We start from the raw sequence: 18,218 nt of genomic DNA on the forward strand, positions 1-18,218 counted from the left end.
CTCCGGCGTACCTCAACGCGGGGGTCAACAACGGCGGTGCAAAGCCAACGCTACGTCGCCCCCGCCGAGGAAACACCCGCGCCGCCACGACTCCAAGCCCTGGCCCTGCCTCGGCCAGATCCCTCGTTCGGGGGAGATTGGGGCCGGCGTCGTTCATCTCGGCCCGGGTCAGTTCGCCTACCGGAGTGTGGACGGTCGGCTCGGTCACGCAGCCTCGTCCATGCCGGCGCGTTTGCGGTACTCCGCGAGTGCTGCATCCAGCCCTTCTGCGTACTCGTAGAGTCCGATCTCGTTGAAGCTTCTCCCAGCCTTCTCCAGCAGGTCGATCAACTTCAGCAGCTCGTCCTTCCGCCCCTGCGTCATCGCCGTGAACACCTCAGCGAACGCCTCGTGTCCGACCAGCGCTGCCGCGTGCCGGTTTCGCGGATCCGCCTCCAATGCGGCCATGACTCGCGACCACGCTTGCGTACGCTCGCGCGTCAGCTCGGCTCCACGCATCGCCAATTCGTGCTCGGTCTGCATCTCGATGCGCCGCTGCCAGTAGGGCTGCATGCTCTTGCGAACACGGGGATCCGGCAGGACGAAGACCTCCGGCCGGCAGATGATCCGCTCCTTCAACTGGCCCATAGCCCAGTCCTTGGCAGACAGGCGCGTGTTGAGGTCGCGCTCGAGGTCGCGCGAGCGATGCGGTTCGTACGATCGTGCCACCCGCTCGGAACGAGTCCTCAGCGTGTACAGCGCATCCGGCATGTACGTGTCGACGAGGTTCTCGAATTTGCTGCGGGTCATGTGCTCGGCGTACCAGGTGAAGGTCGGCCTTACAGAGAAGTCGAAAGCGTCGCCGTGCGCGGCCAGAGCGATTGGTACGTCCGTGCGACACTCGCTCAGCTCGACCTCGAGGTCGGGTTGCTCAACGGCCGGGGGCTGCATCAGGCTCGCCAAAAAGCGGAGGAACCCTTGTTTGCCGGGCTGCTTGGCGGTCTGTGCTTCTGCGTAATAGTCAGTGGCCACGGCGGCGTTCCTCCAGCATGGTCGTGACGGTGATGAGAGTCGGGTTGTCCGGCATGCTGTGACGCCAGAAGCACTGAAGATAGAAATTGGCACGGCGAATGATCGGGCCGCCAGTGAGGACGTGGCTCAGTACCTCATGAACAACATCGGCGAGAGCCTCGTCGGTGGCGGCCAACCCGATCCAGCGTCCGAACGCCGACCACGCCTGACGCGCCGTGCCAGGGTGCAGCAGGGCACCGGGCCAGAGCCGGGCATGCTCCGCCGGCGCGACCTCACCAGCGGCGGTCTGGCAAAGGAGTGCGGGCCAGGCGGTGGTCCCCGCTTCGCGATCGGCGTTGCTGTTCACGTCGGCCAGGCGTACCAGGCAACGGCTCGCCATGGTCCGCAAGTTCGCGAACGGGGAATCGGACCACTCTACGAGCCGGTGCACGACCGCGGCGCCGAGCGAGTCGTAGATGCCACGGACTCCGAAAGGAACGGCGTTGCTGGTGCGCTGCATGTCGTCGCGGGCAGCCATGCTCAGCACCGTCAGTGCTTCCTGCGGGAGGCGTCGAAGGAAAGTTCGCGTGGCGTATGTGCGTACTGCGGTGTCACGTCGATACCCCGACTGCTCGGCCCAGGCCGCCACGCAGTGCAAGATCTGCGGTGTAAGGGCAGGATGATTAAGAACCGCCATTTCACACGCAAGCGCCGCCGCTTCCCGCCGCGAGCGCTGCTTGCTCACCGCCCATTTGTCCAGCAGGCGACTACGGATCTGCTCGAAGTCGTATTCACAGAGCAGGCCGGTAGCTGCCGCGACCGGTCGGGCGTCGGCGTTCTCGGCGAGATCGTCGAGCCACTCCAACAACGGCTGACGAGCTGTGTCGTACTCGTGCCATGCGACGTCGAGCAGTCCCCGAACCAGGCCGGGTTGGCGGAGCAGAGCCACCCGCGCGGCACCGACCGCACCGTCGACAGGCGCAGCGAGCCGGATGTCGTCGAGCAGGTCCTCGAGGTTGTGTTCGAGCACCGTGCGCTCGTTTATGGACCGGCCGACCGCCTCGTCAAGGCGCATGTTCAGAGCACTGGTGGCGTCAAAAACCCTGGTCAGTGGGTAATTGTTGAACACCGCAAACGCAAGGCGGGCGGCGCGGCGGTGCTGCGCCAGGTGGCGAGCGCGACGCCTTTCATAGGCCACGCCGTCCTGAGGATGCGCCGCCTCGAGCAGATCGACGGCCTTGGCGCGCAGTGCTGCGCGATCGGCGAGGAGGTCGCTGGCCACGCTGCCGTCCGGCACGAGTTCGGCGAAGTTCACAGCGAACCGCACGGCGTCCGTCATGGTGTTCACCGATAGGTGCCGCACATACTCGGCGCGGCAGCGCTCGACGTACGCCTGGACGCATTCGCCCTCGCAAGCGGGACAAACATCGATACAGCGGCCTTTGTCCCGCAGGTTTCGCTCAAGCCACACCAGGAAGACCTCGCGCGGGTCGGGACGGACGTGCTCGACGTTGTATTCGAGGAGTTGCCGGTTGCCGGCGTCGGCGCCGACGAATACCACCGAGGCGTGCGCTTCCCGGGCGAGCGTGGACAGCTGGGCCAGCTCCGACGACTCCGGCTTCAACGCACCCGTCAGTTCGACGATGTGTCCGTGGCTCGGGCGGAGCAGGTTGGGATCGGCGAAGTATGCACGAATCGGCTCGTCACCGAGGAGATGCAGCTGGGTGATCTTGTCCGCCGCGTGTGCGCGCGCCAGCGCGACAAGCGTCGCCGTCATCCGGCCGCTGCCGGGCGGTCCGCTGAGATACGCGACCGGCAGCCGGGCAAGCCGCTCGATCAGGCGGTCGGGCGTCGCGGTCTTGGCGTAGGTGTGGATGCGCTCCAGCACCAGAGCGCCGTCCAGTCGCTGGTTGACAAGCCGTTGCCCGGCTTGGCCAGCACCGATATTCAGCATCGTGCCGATTGCCGTCGAACCGGGCCCGAACGCAGACGGTCCGGGGAACTCCGAGTCCAGGATGCCGTAGGACCGGATCATGTGCGCCGGCAGCGACCGCACATGATCAGTGGTGCTGTCGTCGTCTTCCACGACTTCCGGATCAGGTTTCGGTTCCGGCTCTTCGACGGTGTTCATCGGTCAGCCGTCCCGTGCCACGGACCGTTCGCGGTGCCGATCGCGGTGCCGCCCGGTCCGAAGACTGCCGGTCCATGGGTCGTCACGCCGCTGATCTGATAAGTTGCCGCCGCCGCACTCGTTGCGGCGGCTGGCGTGGGCGGCTTCGATGGGGGCGGCTGATCCGCTGCGGGTGGCGGCTGCTTCCCGGCGAGTGCGCTTGCGTCCTCATCCGGTACAAAGATCCAAGCGTCGGTCAGCAGTTCCTTCACCTGCACCTTGACCTGAGCGAAGCGTTCAGGGCGCAGTCCGCGGTACCCGTGCCGAACAACGTCGTGGAAGATGCTGCGCGACACGATGAGCCCGACCGAGGCGTGCGGAAAGGCCACCAACGCCTGCCGAAGCGGGTCCGAGTCGAGCAACCGGCACACCTCGACGATCGCCTCGCCCGGGTACCCGTTGGCACCTGTCATGTGGACCAGACCCTGGTGAATCGCGACGCGCAGCCGAACCTTCGCCTCGGGCAGGAGACTGCTGTTGCGGTCGCGCAGGATTCGGTCGAGGGCGGGAACGAAGTCCGCCACGACGGTCAGCTCCGACGTATCAGCCGGCAGGATCGCCAGTTCGCCGTCGCCGCTCTGCTGCGTCGTCCAGCTCTGGCGATCCAGCCCGATGCCCGCGACTGTCTCGTCCATGACCTCGCGAAACAACTGCTGTGCACGGTACTGCCCTAGGTTGGTCCGCGGGCTGTACCGCTCGACGTCGACGGCAAGGACGATGCAACGTCTGGGATGGGTAGGCTCGGACACGGGGTCACCTCTCACCGTTCGGTCATGAGACCTGCCCATGTATATCGACACCTTCCGCTGGACATTCCGTCGAAATACGGCATGACCGAAGACGGTCAACCTGTCTTGTGACGCAATTGTTCATGGCGGTCCCGGCTGCGATGGATACATGAGCGAAACGCCCGAACCTCTGGAAGACCTGCGCACCGCGATGTCGGTCGGCACGGCAGCACAAACCGCGATTCAACACGCCGACTCGAAAGCGGCTCTCCTGTTGACCGGGCTGACCGGTGCGGGGGCTCTGACGGCCGACCAGCCAGGAATCGTGGCTGTTGCCGTGCGCACCGGCGCTCTTGCCACCATCGCCACGATCGGACTCGGAGCAGCGATCGTCGTCGGCGTCGCAGCCGCCGTATGGCACCTGGGCCGGTGCCTCGCACCGCGATTGACCGCACCGGAAAGTGCCGTTGGGAACCGGTTTGCACTGCCGGATCTCGGCGCGCACCGGAGGCCGCTTACGCCGGCGCCGATGGAGCAGCAACGTGACGAAGCCTGGGCGGCGGCAGAGGTGCTGGCCGGCATCGCGATGGAAAAGTACCGAGCGATCCGAGCGAGCCTGCCATGGGCGGCCTTGGCCGTCGTCGGCTCGATCGGGTGGCTATGCGTCGCCATCGTCACGGATACGCGATAAGGACTAGCCTTACGGCGGAGTGTGCATAGATCTGCACGAAGGGTGATTCCTGGTGGAGTTCCCGGACGTCGACACGACTGGGTGGGCGCACGGCACATACCTGCATCGGCTCACCGCCCCTGCGCGCAAGAATCTTCAAGCAATGTCCCCACGCCGTCGGATCGAACCCGGCGATGTGCTGATCCACCAAGGCGCGCTGGAACGCCACGTGATCCTGATGCACAACGGCATCGCGAAGGTCACTGCGCTGACCAGTGACGGCGCTGAGTCATTACTCGCCATCCGCGTCGGTGGAGACCTCGTGGGCGAAATGTCCGCGCTCAACGACCTTCCCCGCTCAGCTACCGTCGCGGCGTGCACACCGGTGGTGTACAGCGTCATCCACCGGCCACAACTCCATAAGTTCCTGGAGTGCCAGCCCGGCGCAGCCGTCGCACTGGCCGGCATGGTGGCAGATCGCCTCCGCTGGGCCAACCAGTTCAGGGTCGAGTTCACCGCGTACTCGGCGAAAGTGCGGGTCGCGCGGGTGCTGGTGAAGATGGCGCTTGCGTACGGACGCCGTACACCGGCCGGACTGGAGATCGGGTTCGAGCTGACACAGTCCGAGCTGGCGAGTCTCTGTGGCACAGCGGAGGTGACAGTGCAGAAGGTGCTGCGAGATTTCCGCCGCGACGGGTCTATCGTCACCGGGTACCGCACGGTGACCGTGATCGACCCGGAATCGTTGCGGAGAGCGGCAGAACTGCACGGCGAACTGTAGACCTACCACCCTTTCCCCGGCCGATTGCCGTGTACGACGCACTGACGCGCGACGCCCGACCTGTGCAACCTATTGCGTCGAGCCCGAGCTAATCCACTGTGGACGACCGGTGGCAGAGCTTTGGACCGTCCACCGCGCCGGTCCGGTCCCGTGGGTGCGACAGCAATCAGCAACCGACGAGTGAGTCGAGCATCTCGTGGAGCAGGCGGTTGTCGCCACGGAGCGAGGCCATCGAGGCCTCGGCGTTCCGCTCCGGATCAAGATTCGACCAGTTGATCGGCCAGCCGGCCTCCCGGCTCAACTGCCGGAAGAAAGCTCGCTGCGCCCGGCCATTACCCTCGCGGAACGGATGGATCGCGTTTACCTCGGCAAAGTAGTGCGCCAAGCGAGCGACGAAGTCGTCCCTGGACAAACCCCGCAGGAAGCGCTCCTTCCCCAAGGCATCGAACACCTCCGCCGAGTACCTCTCGATGTGGTGCGGCAGGCAAAAGGGATCCGTCTTGGCGATTCCTACGGTTCGGATCTCGCCGGCCCACGGGTAAAGGTCACCGAAGATCTCTGCATGGAATAGCCGCAGGTGGGTGAGGTCGTAACCGCCTGGCAGGATACGGGTGCCGAGATCCGCCAGTGCCGCCGCGGAGAGGTCTGCCTCCGCGTCACGAAGTCGCTGCGGGTCGGTGATCCCGAGCCGGTTACGCAGGACGCCGGAATCCGGGTCGGTATACGGATCGACAGTCATGCGACGTGGAGCTGCCGAATCAGTTCTCGCATCCGGATGGTGCTGAGCTCGCCGCGAGCCCACCGTTCCATGATCGTCTCAGCATCGGAGCTGATCGTGAGTCCCTCGGCCCGCACAGATGCGCCGGCCTGCGCAAGCGATTGGTTACGCTCGGCGGTCAGCTCATCGAACACCTCGACAGAAACCATGATCGCTTCCGTCTTTCGATGCGACCCCACGCCGACGGGCGTACGGTCGCCCTGGCGGAATCGCTCGAGCACCGTGGGCAGCTGTTCCCGGGCTTCTCGAACCGACAGCGTCTCAATCAGCATGGAAAAAGTGTACCCGACTGTGTACACATTTCGGAGGTCAACGAGCCGCGCGGGCCGAAGCCGGTATTGCTCCGCCAGGAGCTGGTTGCCTCCTTGCGCCACGCAGCACGGGGTGTGGCCACAGCAACCGTCGAATCGCGCGGACATGCATTCCGGAGCCGCATGCGACGATCCTGCCGTGGATGCCGATATTTCCGTGGGCGGCGATCTTGCTCGGCTTCGCCGGGAACTGGAGCGGTTACGGGCCGAGAATGCGCGCCTGGCGCGACTGCTGGACCTGCGTGGTGAGGACACCGTCCCAGCGCCTGAGCAGTTGTCCGTGGCGGTCGCGCCGCCCGGGTTCGTCAGCATGGCATCGCCGGTCGCGGAGAAGCTGGCCCTTTACGCCGACCGTTTCCGGGCTCGAGCCGATATGTACGCGGTGCGTTGGGAGAACGCCAGGACCGGCGCGGCAGGATGGATGCCCGCGGTCGCCGGAGGATGGCGAAAGGGTACCGATCGAAAGGCGGCCACCTATCTCCCGTTCACTGCCGAGGTCATTTCGGCGCATCTGGTGGGTGAGGTCTTCGTCGGGCTGTATCCGCTGCTCGGCGACAACTCGTGCCGGTTCTTGGCGGCGGACTTCGATGGCCCGGCCGCGATGCTCGACGCGCTCGCGTACACCAAGGCGGCTCGCGCGAACGGAGTGCCGGCCGCGTTGGAGATATCCCAGTCCGGGCGTGGTGCGCACGTATGGGTGTTCTTCACTGAAGCGATCTCAGCGGCCGTCGCCCGTTGCGTCGGCACCGCGTTGATCCACGAGGCCACGGTACTGCGCGGCTCGATGGACCTGCGTTCGTACGACCGGCTGTTCCCGAACCAGGACGTGTTGCCCGAGGGTGGCTTCGGCAACCTGATCGCCGCCCCGTTGCAGGGCCGGCGCCGCAAGGACGGGCTGACAGCGTTTCTTGACCTGGCCACGCTGGAACCCTACGAGGACCAGTGGGCGTTCCTGTCGACCCTCGACCGGCTCAGCCCCGGGGATGCGGCCAGACTCGCGCGCCGCGCGAAACAGGCCGTGGTCGGCGCGGAAGTCGCCGCCCTGAGCAGGTCCGACGCGACCCGGGTCCATCCGCCGCTACCTGTCGTGGTGCACGCCGAACTCGGCGCCACGCTGAGCCTGGACGCGACCCAGCTGACTCCCGCGGCTCTGTCGACGTTCAAGCACGCGGCCTCCATGGCCAACCCGAAGTTCTACGAGCTGCAACGGTTGCGCAAATCCACCTGGGACACGCCACGGTTCGTCCGTGGGTACGACCTCACCGTCGACGATCGCCTGGTCCTCCCCCGCGGGCTGCGGCACGCCGTCGAGGGGATCGTCGAGCGTGCCGGCTCGCGCCTGGCCATCGTGGACCTACGAACCCCGGGCCGCGAGATCGATGTCACCTGCACCGCAGAGCTCGACGGCACGCAGAGCACGGCAGTCGGCGCGCTGCTCGCGCATGACGACGGTGTCCTCGTCGCCCCGCCGGGATCGGGCAAGACCGTCATGGCCTGCGCGATCATTGCCGAACGGGCCGCGGCAACGCTGGTGCTCGTCGACCGCAAGGCACTGGCCGAGCAGTGGCGCGCCCGGATCGAGCAGTTCCTCGGCATCAGACCGGGGCAGGTCGGTGGCGGCCGGCGCAAGCTCAGCGGGGTGGTCGACATCGCTATGCTGCCGTCCCTGGCCAGACGCGATGACATCGCCGAGCTTACCAGCGGATACGGGCACGTCGTCGTCGACGAATGCCACCATCTCGCGGCAGCGGCATACGACCATTCGGTCAAGCGCATGGCCGCCCAGTTCTGGCTCGGCCTCACCGCCACCCCGACCCGCCGCGACGGACTCGGCGAACTCGTCACCTGGCAGCTCGGACCCATCCGGCACACCATCACCCACGAGCCGCCCCGCAACGACGACCGAGGGACGCTCCTGGAAGCCTTGAGCGCGAATGCCGGGCCTCGGCGCCTGCTGTACGTGCACGAGACCGGCTTTGAGTTCCGCTCCGACGATGCCGAGTCGTCCGCTCCCTCCGCGATCGCCGAGGCGCACCGCGCCCTCGCCGTGGATGAGGCACGCAACACTCAGGTCGTCGCCGACGTGACCGCCGCTCTGCAACGCGGGCGCAACTGCCTGGTGCTCACCCGCCGCGTCGCACACGTCGAATCGCTCACCGCCGCGCTCGCCTCGCATGGCCGGCAGGCCCTCGTACTGCAGGGCAACATGTCCACCAGCGACCGGCGTGCCACCGTTCGACTGCTCACCGACGCGAGAGCCGGTGATGGGGTACTGGTCGTCGGTACCACGCCGTTCATCGGTGAAGGCTTCGACGCACCTGCACTGGACACGCTGTTCCTGGCTGCGCCGGTCTCCTACGATGGGCTGCTCGTCCAGTGCGCCGGCCGGGTGATCCGCACGGCGCCCGGCAAGGAAGTCGCCGAGGTCCACGACTACCACGACCGGGCCGTCCCGATCCTCGCCGCCTCACTCCAACGCCGCCTGCCCGGCTACCGCGCGCTCGGCTTCACCAGGGCATGACACGCGCCGAGATCACGGAACCGCGCTCATGCCGACGTCTTCCCGGTGGTGCCCGCGATGAGGCCGGCGCGTTCGAGTCGGTCCAGCAGGCTCGGCTTACGGGCGTGCTCCAGGCGCAGCTGGTCCATCCGCCCGCGGAACGCCTTGCGCCGGCCGTCGCGTTCGCCGAGCGCCTTCAGGTCGGTCAGCAGCCCGACCGCCGAGTCGTACTCCTTGGGCTTCTTGGTCGCGATCAACTCCGCCACCTGCTGCCACGCCCGCTCTGGATCGGCGGCCAGCGCGTCGAGGCGCTGCTCGCGGGCAGCAGCGGCCGCCGCCTCCCGACGCGCCTGCTCGGCCGCCTTACGCTCCTCGGCCTGCCGCTGCCGGTCCGCCCAGCGCGACTCGGCGCCGGCCAGCAACTCGCCCACCGTCCGACCACCGCCCACGGCCTCCAGAGCCGCCCCGCCGCCGTACCGGCGCAGCAACTCGGCGCGAAGGTGCGCGCCGTCGCCACGCAGCAGCCGCACGATGACCTCGTCCTTGTCCGCCACCGGCAGCCGCCGCACCCACTTGGTCAACACCGCCACCGAAGGCGCTTGCGTGGTCAGAGGCGCGCTGGCCTGAGCCGCCGTGTCGAGCAGATCCGTGTCCAGGCGCAGGAAGTCGGCGAGGCTCCGCATCGGCCCCGACAGTTTGCCCAGGCCGGGCGGGACCGGTGGCTCGAACTCGTCCTCGTCCAGCTCCCGGTCCTGCACGCACAACAGCCACGCCAGGTACAGCAGCCGGGTGTCGCCGGCGGCCAGCTCCGCCCGGACGGGAACGATCGACGCGAGCGCGGCCTCGTCTTCCCACCACTCCTCGTCGCCGTCCTCGTCCCTGCTGTACAGGTCGAGGATCACATGCTCATCCGTGGCCCACGACGAGGCGGAGTCACCCGCGCAGTACGTCGCGGCAAGATCCGGATCCAGTACCTGCACCGGCAGTCGCAAAGCCACCCGGCGAGTGCCCCAGTTCGCCAGGTAGAGGTGAGCGTCGAAGTATCGCTCCATCCATTTACGTGGGTCGGCCTTCAGGTCACCCCACTCGTACTCGTTGACGAAGCTTGACGCGCTGATCCGGCCACGCGTCGACACCGCCCGCAACTCGCCCTGCTCGGCCTCCGTCAACGGCCGGTCGATCGCGACGAACTCGTAGTACTGGTACTCGCTCACGTGTCATCCACCCCAGTGCCGGTACGCCTCGATCCACTGAACGCCACTGGGCGGCGGATCCGGCAACGGAAGGTCCAGGATCGCGATCGCCTGCCGCTCATGCGGCAGAGTATCCCGGCCTTCGATCGACCCGCGTGAGAGGTCCGGTCCCACCGCCGGGCCATCACGGCGCGGGTGTTGTCGACGCGGTCGGCGACACCTCGTCGTGCCCGGCGTTGTCAGCGCGAGGAGCCACCCGATGAGTCACGGAGCCGGTTGGCAATGCGTTCGGCGTTGAGCCGGCCGATCACCTCGTCGACGGCGTCGGAGTCCCGCGGGTCGACGCCGCGGGCCTTCAGCTCGGCGGCGATCTGCTTCGCCGGCCCCCAGGACGTCTCGTCATCGACCGCGTGCTCGAACTGCGGCAGCCACATGTCGACCGCGGCGGTCACCGGCGTGATCCATTCGTCGGCAACCCCACGGCGCTCCAGCGCAAACCGCAACCAGTCCCGGAGGGCGTCGGGCAACGCGAGCCGGCCGTCCGCGTCGAGGAACGCCTTCCGCGGCAGCCAGTCGGCGAGGAAGATCGCGACCGCGTCGGGGCTCCAGCCGAGTGGGCGACTGTTGAGGTACCCGTCGCCGTAGTCGAGAAACAGATCCGCCAGGCTCCGGTACGCATCGGAGTCCGTCGTCTGCCCGACGAACGCCTCGATGAGTTCCGCTCGCTTCCCCTCGGCGAGGGGCTCGAACTCCGGCCACTCCGGCAGATACGCCCGGGATCGCGCCCACGCGAGCGCCCGCAGGTCGACGTAGTCCTCGTCGTCATGGCGCGGCCAGATCATGTCGGTGTGCCGCAGCAAGCCCGCCAGATCGGCCAGCGCTTCGTCGATCGGCACCTCCTCGAGCGGCATCGGCACCTCGCCGGGCTCCCGCGTCCTGTCCCACGCCTCGGCCGCGCCGCTCTGCGACAGGTACAGCTTCTCCACCATCGTCCCGCCGGTGGCGAGGATCTGGGCGAGCAACGTGTGGGTGCCGTACTCGACGAACAGAACCCGTTCGCTGTCGTACACGTCGACGGCGCGCAAGGCCCGCACGGGGACGAACGCCGCATCGAGCCATGGCGGCGCCGGCTGAGACTGCCGCAGCAGGTCGATCGCCTCGTCAAGCAGTGTGTACGCACGCGGCGGGGCGACCCTGCGCAGCGCTGCCACGGCGGCCAGGCCGTGCGCCGACGGGCGGGTGCTGCAGCGGCCGACGACCTCCAGGCAGAGCGTGTGCTCGGGCTCCTTGTCGCCGAGTGGTGCGGCCAGCCAGGCCTGGCCGAGCCAGCCGGAGGCCCATTCTTCGGCCTCGAGCGGATCGGTGCATGTGAGCAGATCCTGGGCGGCCCGGACGAGGCGGTCGGAGGGCCGCAGTGAACGCACGGGCTCCTGACGACGAGCCTTCGGCCTGCCCCGGCCGGCCGGGCGCCCGCGACTCTTCGGGCTCATCCCAACAGTTCAACACATCGACGAAGATGCTATCCATTCGGTACGCCGAGCAGCGCTGCCAGCCTTTTGTTGATCGCGCCGATGTCGAACGGCGTCGTACCGTCGCCGTCCTCGGGATGCCAGTCCTCGATCGGGGCGTCACCGCGGCCGTCGGTACACGTGATGGCAACAGCCGCGTCCGGCTCCTCCAGCTCGTCGATCTTCTCGACGGTGATCCGATGCTCCCAGCAGTCGCCGAGGTCGTAGACGTACGTCATCGTGGCGCCTTCGCGGGGCATGGCCTTTGCCAGCCGTACATCTGACTCGTCTTCATGCTCGTCGAGCGCAACATCCGGATCGGAATAGCGGCGCCGGTCGGCCTCGAAGGTGTGCAGATGACTGTCGTCCCATTCGAAGGCGGCCTGGATCGTGTAGTGCAGGACGTCGAGAGGGATTGACGCCGGTACGCGCAGCCGCCGCCACACGGGTGGCCTGACGTCGGACAGGACGATCTTCAGCTGGTACACCCGCTGGCGAGGGCGCCCGGCGGCGATGAGCGCGTCACGGAGTCCGGGCGCGCCCGGATGGCCGCTTGCGTCGACGACCGCCATGCCGCCGAATTCCTGCACGAGGTAGTACGCCTCTTCGAGGTCCTCGACGGCGAGCGCGTACTCCACGGCCAGCCAGCACCGGTCCGCCTCGCTCGGCTCCGGCTGATCCTCCGCCGCATCCCAGGTGGCCAGGGCCGCACGAGCGTGCGGGGCGAGCATCGGCTGTTCGAGCGCTGCCTGCCACACCGGTCGCATCGACTCACCCAGCGCGCCGACCAGATCGATCCCGGCGACCCGAGCCGCCGGCGTCCCAGCCTCAGCGGCGATCAAAACGTCCGCGACGGCCTCGTTGACGTCCCGACCGGCGAGCCAGCGCTGCGCGTGGCGCAGAAGGTCCTGCTCGGACATGGTTGCCAGCCTGGCCAGCAGTTCGGACGCCGACAGGTCCGGCGAGACCGATGGTGACGTAGTCGCCGCGAAGCGCCCGCTCGCCCACCGGCCCAGCGACGTCAGCCGGGCCGCGGTGTCCACTGCCCCGAACTCGGCCAGCACCTCCAGCCCGCCCTCGACGGGCATCACCCCTCGGCGGAACGCCTCGAAGACCGCGCCGAACTGCCACACGTCCTCCGCACGAAGCCGTTCGTCGACCAGGTCTTCGAGCTCGTCGACCTGTGGCTCGCCTTCCAGGACCGCCAGCAGCGTCCGGCACAGTACGACCGCACCCTTGGCGCGGCGATCGTGAGATTCCGCCCGCAGTACCGCGAGCAGCGCGGTCCACCACGCTTCCAGCTGATCGCCGACCGGGCCGGCCGTCGCCGTAGCCCGGGCCGCCCCGACCGCCACAAGTCCCATGGAATGGGCTGCGACCCATGGCCGGTGGAGCACTTCGATGTCGGCGGCGGTGCGAGCCTTCTCCGGAGCCTCCACGCCCATGGCTGCCGCGGCGGGCGAGATGTCGACCGGTCGGAGCACACCCTTCGCGGTCACCGGCCGCCCGGCGCCCACCCAATCGGCCAGCCGGCTGGCACGGGCCATGATCGTGCAGTTGACGGCGTCCTGGATGAGTGCGGCAGTCATCGGGAGAGCATAGGAGGATCGCCGCCAAGGCGCTCGCGCGCGACTCGCGCCTGCAGGCCGAAACGTTGCACACCATGGGCGAACCTGAGAAACCTCAGGTCGGGGCTTGATCAAGGGAGCCGACGGGGGGACTTGAACCCCCAACCTTCCGTTACCGACCGTCACGGTCGCGAGCTTGGCATTGACTGTCGAATATTGACATTGACCTGGGCGAACGCCGTCACGGGTTGGTCAACGTTCGTCGGTAGCGTTCAACGTTCGGTAAGGGTTTTCGAGGGGTAAACGGGGGGCACGATCCCAACCAACCCTTGGCGTTCGGTGACATCGGGCACAGGTTGACACCCCGCCGGGGGCACCAAAAAGAACTGCGCCACCCCACGGGGCGTGCTGATCGTCGAAGCGACCTACCCACTACCGCCGCTTCGACAGTCCTGACCTGCGGCTCATCAAGTCCTTCTGCTGCGGCGGTCCGCTGTTGTGACCGATCCGAGCGCAGGCGCTGTTGATCACGCCCGGAGATGGTTAGTCAGCGGCCGACGTAGGTTGATCCACTTTGTAGGCTGTTGCGGCTACGCACACGCTCTGGTCGGAGACAAGCGGCATGCCTGGCGCTGCCCAATGACGTGGAGAAGCCTGAGGCGTTGTACCAGGTGACCGACTCGACAGGTAACCAGTGGGGTACGACAGCTCGTGAGCCCTTCCGTACTGTACGGATGTTCGACAAGATGGTTGATCTCAGGGAGGTGATCCGGTGGCGGACCACAGCACCATCGAGTGGACAGAGGCGACGTGGAACCCGACGACAGGGTGCGACCGCATCTCTCCCGGCTGCGATAACTGCTACGCCCTTACCCTATCGAAGCGGCTGAAGGCCATGGGATCGGCTAAGTACCAGACCGACGGTGACCCACGTACCTCCGGACCTGGGTTCGGAGTCGCAGTTCACGAGGACGCCTTGGACATCCCGCGACGATGGCGGGATCCACGGGTGGTATTCGTCAACTCGATGTCCGACCTGTTCCACGCCCGCGTGCCGTTGGACTACGTTCAGCGCGTGTTCGCTGTCATGCGCGAAACGCCCCGGCATACCTACCAACTGCTCACCAAACGAGCCGCGAGGCTAGCGAAGGTGGCGCCGCAACTCGATTGGCCAGCGAACGTATGGATGGGCGTCAGCGTTGAGAACACCAGTGAAGTGGCTCGCGTCGATGATCTATTGCACGTTCCGGCCACCGTACGGTTCGTCTCGGCGGAGCCCCTCCTCGGTCCGCTTCCCGGGTTGACACTTGCGGGCATCGATTGGCTCATCGCCGGCGGCGAGTCCGGACGGAACTGCCGCCCCATGGACCCGCAGTGGGTGCGAGAACTTCGGGACCAGTGCAACGCGGCAGGGACGGCGTTCTTCTTCAAGCAATGGGGTGGCAGGACACCGAAGGCGGGAGGCCGGCTACTCGACGGTCGGACGTGGGACGAGATGCCATCCGGTCGGCGACTGACCACAGTGGGATAGAGGGCGTACGCTTCGCTGCTAGCATCCGCGCCAGCACGGTCGACGCGTACCTACCCGCGATGCAGTAGGTCTCTGAAAAAATACTTGCCCTTGCCGTCGTGGTCGATCTTGCGGCTGCTATGTAGCAGTTTGACCGCCGCTTTGACGTGTCGTTCCCATGCCTGGCCAAGTACAGTGCCGTAGACCTCCGGTACCCGGTCGGAGAGCTTGAAAGGGTCGCCATGGGCAAGTAGTGCCTCGATGTTTGCGGCGATGGTTCTCGTCCACACATCTCGGTTATCCACCTCGTACTGATTGTGGTCGAAGACCGGCGTTTCGCCGAACAGCGACCCCTGCCCAGCAGGCCCTTCTCGTTTCATCCGCTCCGTGAACCACGCCGCCGTCCAGTCGCGTCCGGCTCTGCCCAGCGCGTCAGCGAAGCACCAAGCCCCTTCACTGTCGGCGGTCAGCAACATCAGCACGTACTTGGGCGCCAGGTCCGGGCGAGGGCGCACGGGCATGCTGATCGCCTGGTATCTGGTTCCGGCGGTCAACCTCTGCTGGTACTCGGCACAGACTCGCATGGCGACGTCCGTGGCCTTCTGCTCGTCGCCGTCGTCGTGGACTCGGGCGAAATAGTCCTTCCACCAACCACCGTCAAGGAACCGGTCCAGACGCGCCGCCGTCTTACCGTCATCCGCTGAGAGCGCACCGTTCGACTGGCGAGCAGCGTGGACCGCTCGGCCCATGCGAGCGACGCTGAGCACGCTAAAGTGCAGCAAGACCTCGGTGGGCGGCCACTTCGGGCGTCCGAGCAGAGAACTCTTGATGATGTTGAAATCCAGCGCCGGACCGAACGGATCGAGGAAGGCGAACAACGAAGCGCCACCCGAGAGAGTGAGCAGCTCGGATAGGTGATCGTCCACTGAGCCGTGGCGAACCTCGAAGTTTGCCGGGCCGCCCTTGTCGCGCAGAACCCGTTCAAGGTTCGCGAAGCTGTCGTCGTCTTGCTCGACGAAGAACCCCAGGACATCGCGGCTGCCCTGCAGAAATTCGGCAGCCTGCGACAGCAGCAACGGCGACCCAGGCGATCCGTCCCTGTACTCGCCACGGCCGGCATAGCCGTCAAGGAACACGACCCGGCCGCCGTCCACGGCCGACCCCGTCTTGGAGGCGAAGACAACGGGGTAGCGCTTGAGGATCCCGTGCTTGAAGACGGCCTCCGCCTGCTTCGTGTTGAAAAACTCGTCGTGGCTACTCACAAACCCCCCTACACGCCGTGTTGTCAACATAGCGGACGGTGGAGGTTCGCAGAAGAGGCGTCCAGTAGCCATGGCCGATCTACGCATCGCGCCCCTCGGACGACAAGCAGGCAGGCGTGGCCATCACCACGCCTCCCCCGTTTACGCTTCCCCGGCCGGTGCGCGGCAGGGCGGACAGTGCGAACGTGGCCCTACCGTGTCCAAAGAGAGATGATCCGGTCGGCGGCGATCAATCACGCTCCGCGCGACGTCAGTATCCGGTGGATGATTCACCCCCGTTCGTCAGGCGGCCTGAACATCAGTCCGCACATTGATCCTCTCCAACTGATCGTGCTTCGCGTGCGGCGAGGCTGGGGCCGTCGCGTCGTTCCCCGCATCACGCCCGTTGCCGTTGGAGGGCGCTTGGGGCCGTACTTCTTCGACGATCCCTCAGTGATGCGCCCGCACGTGGGTCGAGAGGCAGTGGAACGCCAGACACAGCGATCGGTTGAAGTAGCGGTTCGTGGACAATGGGGTGATGTCGTCGTCACACGGAGATGCTGCGGAACGCCGTGCGAGCCGGGTTGCCGCAATGCTCGGCGTCCCCGAGTTCGTATACGGTCAGCCCGTCGTTCCCACCGGAAGCGGTATCCGTGAGGTCGGTGACGGCATCTTGTTGTGTGGTTTCGGCGGCGCAATCCTGCAAGTCAAGGCGCGCGGCCGGCGTGAAGGGCTTGCAGATTCAGACGACGCGGCTTGTCGGTGGATCCGCAAGCACAGCGCGAAGGCGGTCCGCCAAGGACGCGGGTCGAAGCGGACCATCACCTCATTTCAGACACGGGGTAACCCACTTACGGCAGTACCCGTACGGTCGATGGTCCTCAGCGGCGATCAGAGAAAGCAGTTTCACGTCCGACTCGATGAAGACTGTTCAGACTGGCCGGTCATCGTGGTCATCGCGCACCCACGCACTCCTGAGTTGATCCTGCCGTTCCATGACGATGTCTTCTACGTGACGATGGAGGACTGGCATCTGCTCAACCACCATCTGCGGTCGGTTCATGAGGTTCTTAGATATGTTCGCCTGGTCTTGGAGAACGGGTCGACCTTGGAGGTGCCCCTAGGGCGAGAAGGTTTGCGATTTCGAGCGTTGGCCTCGATGTATCTCAACGATGACCGGCCTCATCGATCGTCGGTAGCGCCGATATCGTTCGCTGCCGTCCACGCCCCTTCCGCCGTCGCGGCCTACAGGGATCTGATCGACAAGACGGCTGCGGAGAACGACGACTCCACAGGCTTCGTGGCCACAGATTATCGTGAGATACTGGACTATCTCGATGACGTTCCAGCCGCTGTGCAGGCGAACGTCGGGCAGCGCCTTATGCGATGGCATGACGAACTCCAGTCCACCCGGTCAATGGTGAGCGGCTCCGCACTGCTCAAGGATCGACTGCTGGTTTATATGGCGGACTTCGACAGCAATCAGCCGGACAAGAAAAAATGGTTGGCCACGCTGGGCATGTTGACCGCCCTACGTCAGATCGAATGGTCCGAACGGGTATCGAAAAGCGGCGCGGTGCTCGGTGTTGGCGTCCGCTTTAGCGACGGCGATCTAGTCGAGTACTCGTACATCCTAGTGCGTGGCGGCTCGAAAATCAGCACTCAAGACCGACGTCGCCTGGAGTGGGCCTTCGGCGTTTCGAATTTCAGCACCTTCCATGCTCGGCGGCCCCGAGTAGCCCGCAACGAACTGTGTCCCTGTGGTTCATCCCTGAAATACAAACGATGCCACGGAAGACGGTGAGACACACTCACATGCCACCGATGATGCGTGGTCGGTCCGCGTGGGAATGGGTTGGCGACACCGACCGCGCCCGGCCCGTGTCGGTGGCGGGTTTGCAAGCCTTCAGGCGGTATTCTCTTATTGCCGCCGGTCACGCGTTGCGAGGCTGCCGAAGGTGATCGTTCCTATCCGCATGTGGACCATCGTGTCGGACACGGGTGCTGGGGCCAGGGAGCACCGGATGATTGGCGATAGAGGCACCAACCTGCGCCACGTTCCGGACCTGAATACGCAGGTCTGGGCGGTCATAGCCGCAGCTCAACGGGGCTTGGCGGCCCCTTCGGCAGGCGCAGGTGCATCTCTAGCCGGGGGGCACCAAAAGAACTGCGCCACCCTACGGGGCGTGTTGATCATCGAAGCGACCTACCCGTTGCCACCGCTGCGGCAGTCCTGAAGCACGACCGTTCTCCGGCTCGAAGACGGTTCA

At 66.3% G+C, this 18,218-nt stretch carries 14 protein-coding genes; 5 read left to right on the forward strand and 9 right to left on the reverse strand.

The annotated features are described in order from the left end of the window. Positions 1 to 204: 204 nt before the first annotated feature. From ABT369_RS03300 to ABT369_RS03310, 3 genes are read right to left on the reverse strand one after another with little or no spacing between them, the layout of a single operon-like run. Positions 205 to 1,011, reverse strand: a complete 807-nt coding sequence (locus ABT369_RS03300; protein ID WP_350610055.1) for a hypothetical protein — start codon at positions 1,009 to 1,011, stop codon at positions 205 to 207. After that, positions 1,001 to 3,121, reverse strand: coding sequence for a hypothetical protein (locus tag ABT369_RS03305; protein ID WP_350610056.1), 2,121 nt, complete (start codon positions 3,119 to 3,121; stop codon positions 1,001 to 1,003). The genes ABT369_RS03300 and ABT369_RS03305 overlap by 11 nt, the downstream gene beginning before the upstream one ends. Beyond that, positions 3,118 to 3,909 carry a hypothetical protein gene (locus tag ABT369_RS03310; protein WP_350610057.1) on the reverse strand — a complete coding sequence of 264 codons (792 nt, stop codon included), beginning with the start codon at positions 3,907 to 3,909 and terminating at the stop codon, positions 3,118 to 3,120. The genes ABT369_RS03305 and ABT369_RS03310 overlap by 4 nt, the downstream gene beginning before the upstream one ends. Before the next feature lie 148 nt (positions 3,910 to 4,057). On the opposite strand from ABT369_RS03310, the gene ABT369_RS03315 reads away from it, so the two are divergent. After that, positions 4,058 to 4,579, forward strand: a complete 522-nt coding sequence (locus tag ABT369_RS03315; RefSeq protein ID WP_350610058.1) for a Pycsar system effector family protein — start codon at positions 4,058 to 4,060, stop codon at positions 4,577 to 4,579. 52 nt (positions 4,580 to 4,631) lie between these two features. Further along, positions 4,632 to 5,339, forward strand: a complete 708-nt coding sequence (locus tag ABT369_RS03320) for a Crp/Fnr family transcriptional regulator (RefSeq protein ID WP_350610059.1) — start codon at positions 4,632 to 4,634, stop codon at positions 5,337 to 5,339. A 166-nt stretch (positions 5,340 to 5,505) separates the two neighbouring features. Here the strand turns inward: ABT369_RS03320 and ABT369_RS03325 are convergent, their stop codons facing one another. Beyond that, entirely contained in the window at positions 5,506 to 6,078 is a 573-nt protein-coding gene (locus ABT369_RS03325) for a Fic/DOC family protein (RefSeq protein ID WP_350610060.1), read from the reverse strand. Beyond that, on the reverse strand, positions 6,075 to 6,389 hold the full coding sequence (locus tag ABT369_RS03330) for an antitoxin VbhA family protein (RefSeq protein WP_350610061.1): 315 nt from the start codon (positions 6,387 to 6,389) through the stop codon (positions 6,075 to 6,077). The genes ABT369_RS03325 and ABT369_RS03330 overlap by 4 nt, the downstream gene beginning before the upstream one ends. A 178-nt stretch (positions 6,390 to 6,567) precedes the next feature. On the opposite strand from ABT369_RS03330, the gene ABT369_RS03335 reads away from it, so the two are divergent. Continuing rightward, a complete protein-coding gene (locus tag ABT369_RS03335) occupies positions 6,568 to 8,949 on the forward strand; it encodes a TOTE conflict system archaeo-eukaryotic primase domain-containing protein (RefSeq protein ID WP_350610062.1) in 2,382 nt (793 codons plus the stop codon). Positions 8,950 to 8,975: 26 nt separating this feature from the next. Here ABT369_RS03335 and ABT369_RS03340 read toward each other — a convergent pair whose 3' ends face one another. From ABT369_RS03340 to ABT369_RS03350, 3 genes are all read right to left on the reverse strand, one after another. Next, complete coding sequence (locus ABT369_RS03340; RefSeq protein WP_350610063.1) at positions 8,976 to 10,142, reverse strand: hypothetical protein; 1,167 nt, start codon at positions 10,140 to 10,142, stop codon at positions 8,976 to 8,978. Positions 10,143 to 10,360: 218 nt separating this feature from the next. Further along, a complete protein-coding gene (locus ABT369_RS03345; protein WP_350610064.1) occupies positions 10,361 to 11,332 on the reverse strand; it encodes a hypothetical protein in 972 nt (323 codons plus the stop codon). A gap of 308 nt (positions 11,333 to 11,640) precedes the next feature. After that, on the reverse strand, positions 11,641 to 13,218 hold the full coding sequence (locus ABT369_RS03350; protein WP_350610065.1) for a plasmid pRiA4b ORF-3 family protein: 1,578 nt from the start codon (positions 13,216 to 13,218) through the stop codon (positions 11,641 to 11,643). Positions 13,219 to 13,969: 751 nt separating this feature from the next. Between ABT369_RS03350 and ABT369_RS03355 the strand changes: the two genes are divergently transcribed. After that, a complete protein-coding gene (locus ABT369_RS03355; RefSeq protein WP_350610066.1) occupies positions 13,970 to 14,728 on the forward strand; it encodes a DUF5131 family protein in 759 nt (252 codons plus the stop codon). Positions 14,729 to 14,778: 50 nt separating this feature from the next. On the opposite strand, the gene tcmP is transcribed toward ABT369_RS03355, so the two are convergent. After that, positions 14,779 to 15,969 carry a three-Cys-motif partner protein TcmP gene (gene tcmP / locus ABT369_RS03360; protein ID WP_350610067.1) on the reverse strand — a complete coding sequence of 397 codons (1,191 nt, stop codon included), beginning with the start codon at positions 15,967 to 15,969 and terminating at the stop codon, positions 14,779 to 14,781. A gap of 502 nt (positions 15,970 to 16,471) precedes the next feature. On the opposite strand from tcmP, the gene ABT369_RS03365 reads away from it, so the two are divergent. After that, entirely contained in the window at positions 16,472 to 17,752 is a 1,281-nt protein-coding gene (locus ABT369_RS03365) for a YecA family protein (protein ID WP_350610068.1), read from the forward strand. Positions 17,753 to 18,218 lie beyond the last annotated feature (466 nt).

It is taken from the genome of Dactylosporangium sp. NPDC000244 (assembly GCF_040300725.1).
Taxonomy (GTDB): domain Bacteria; phylum Actinomycetota; class Actinomycetes; order Mycobacteriales; family Micromonosporaceae; genus Dactylosporangium.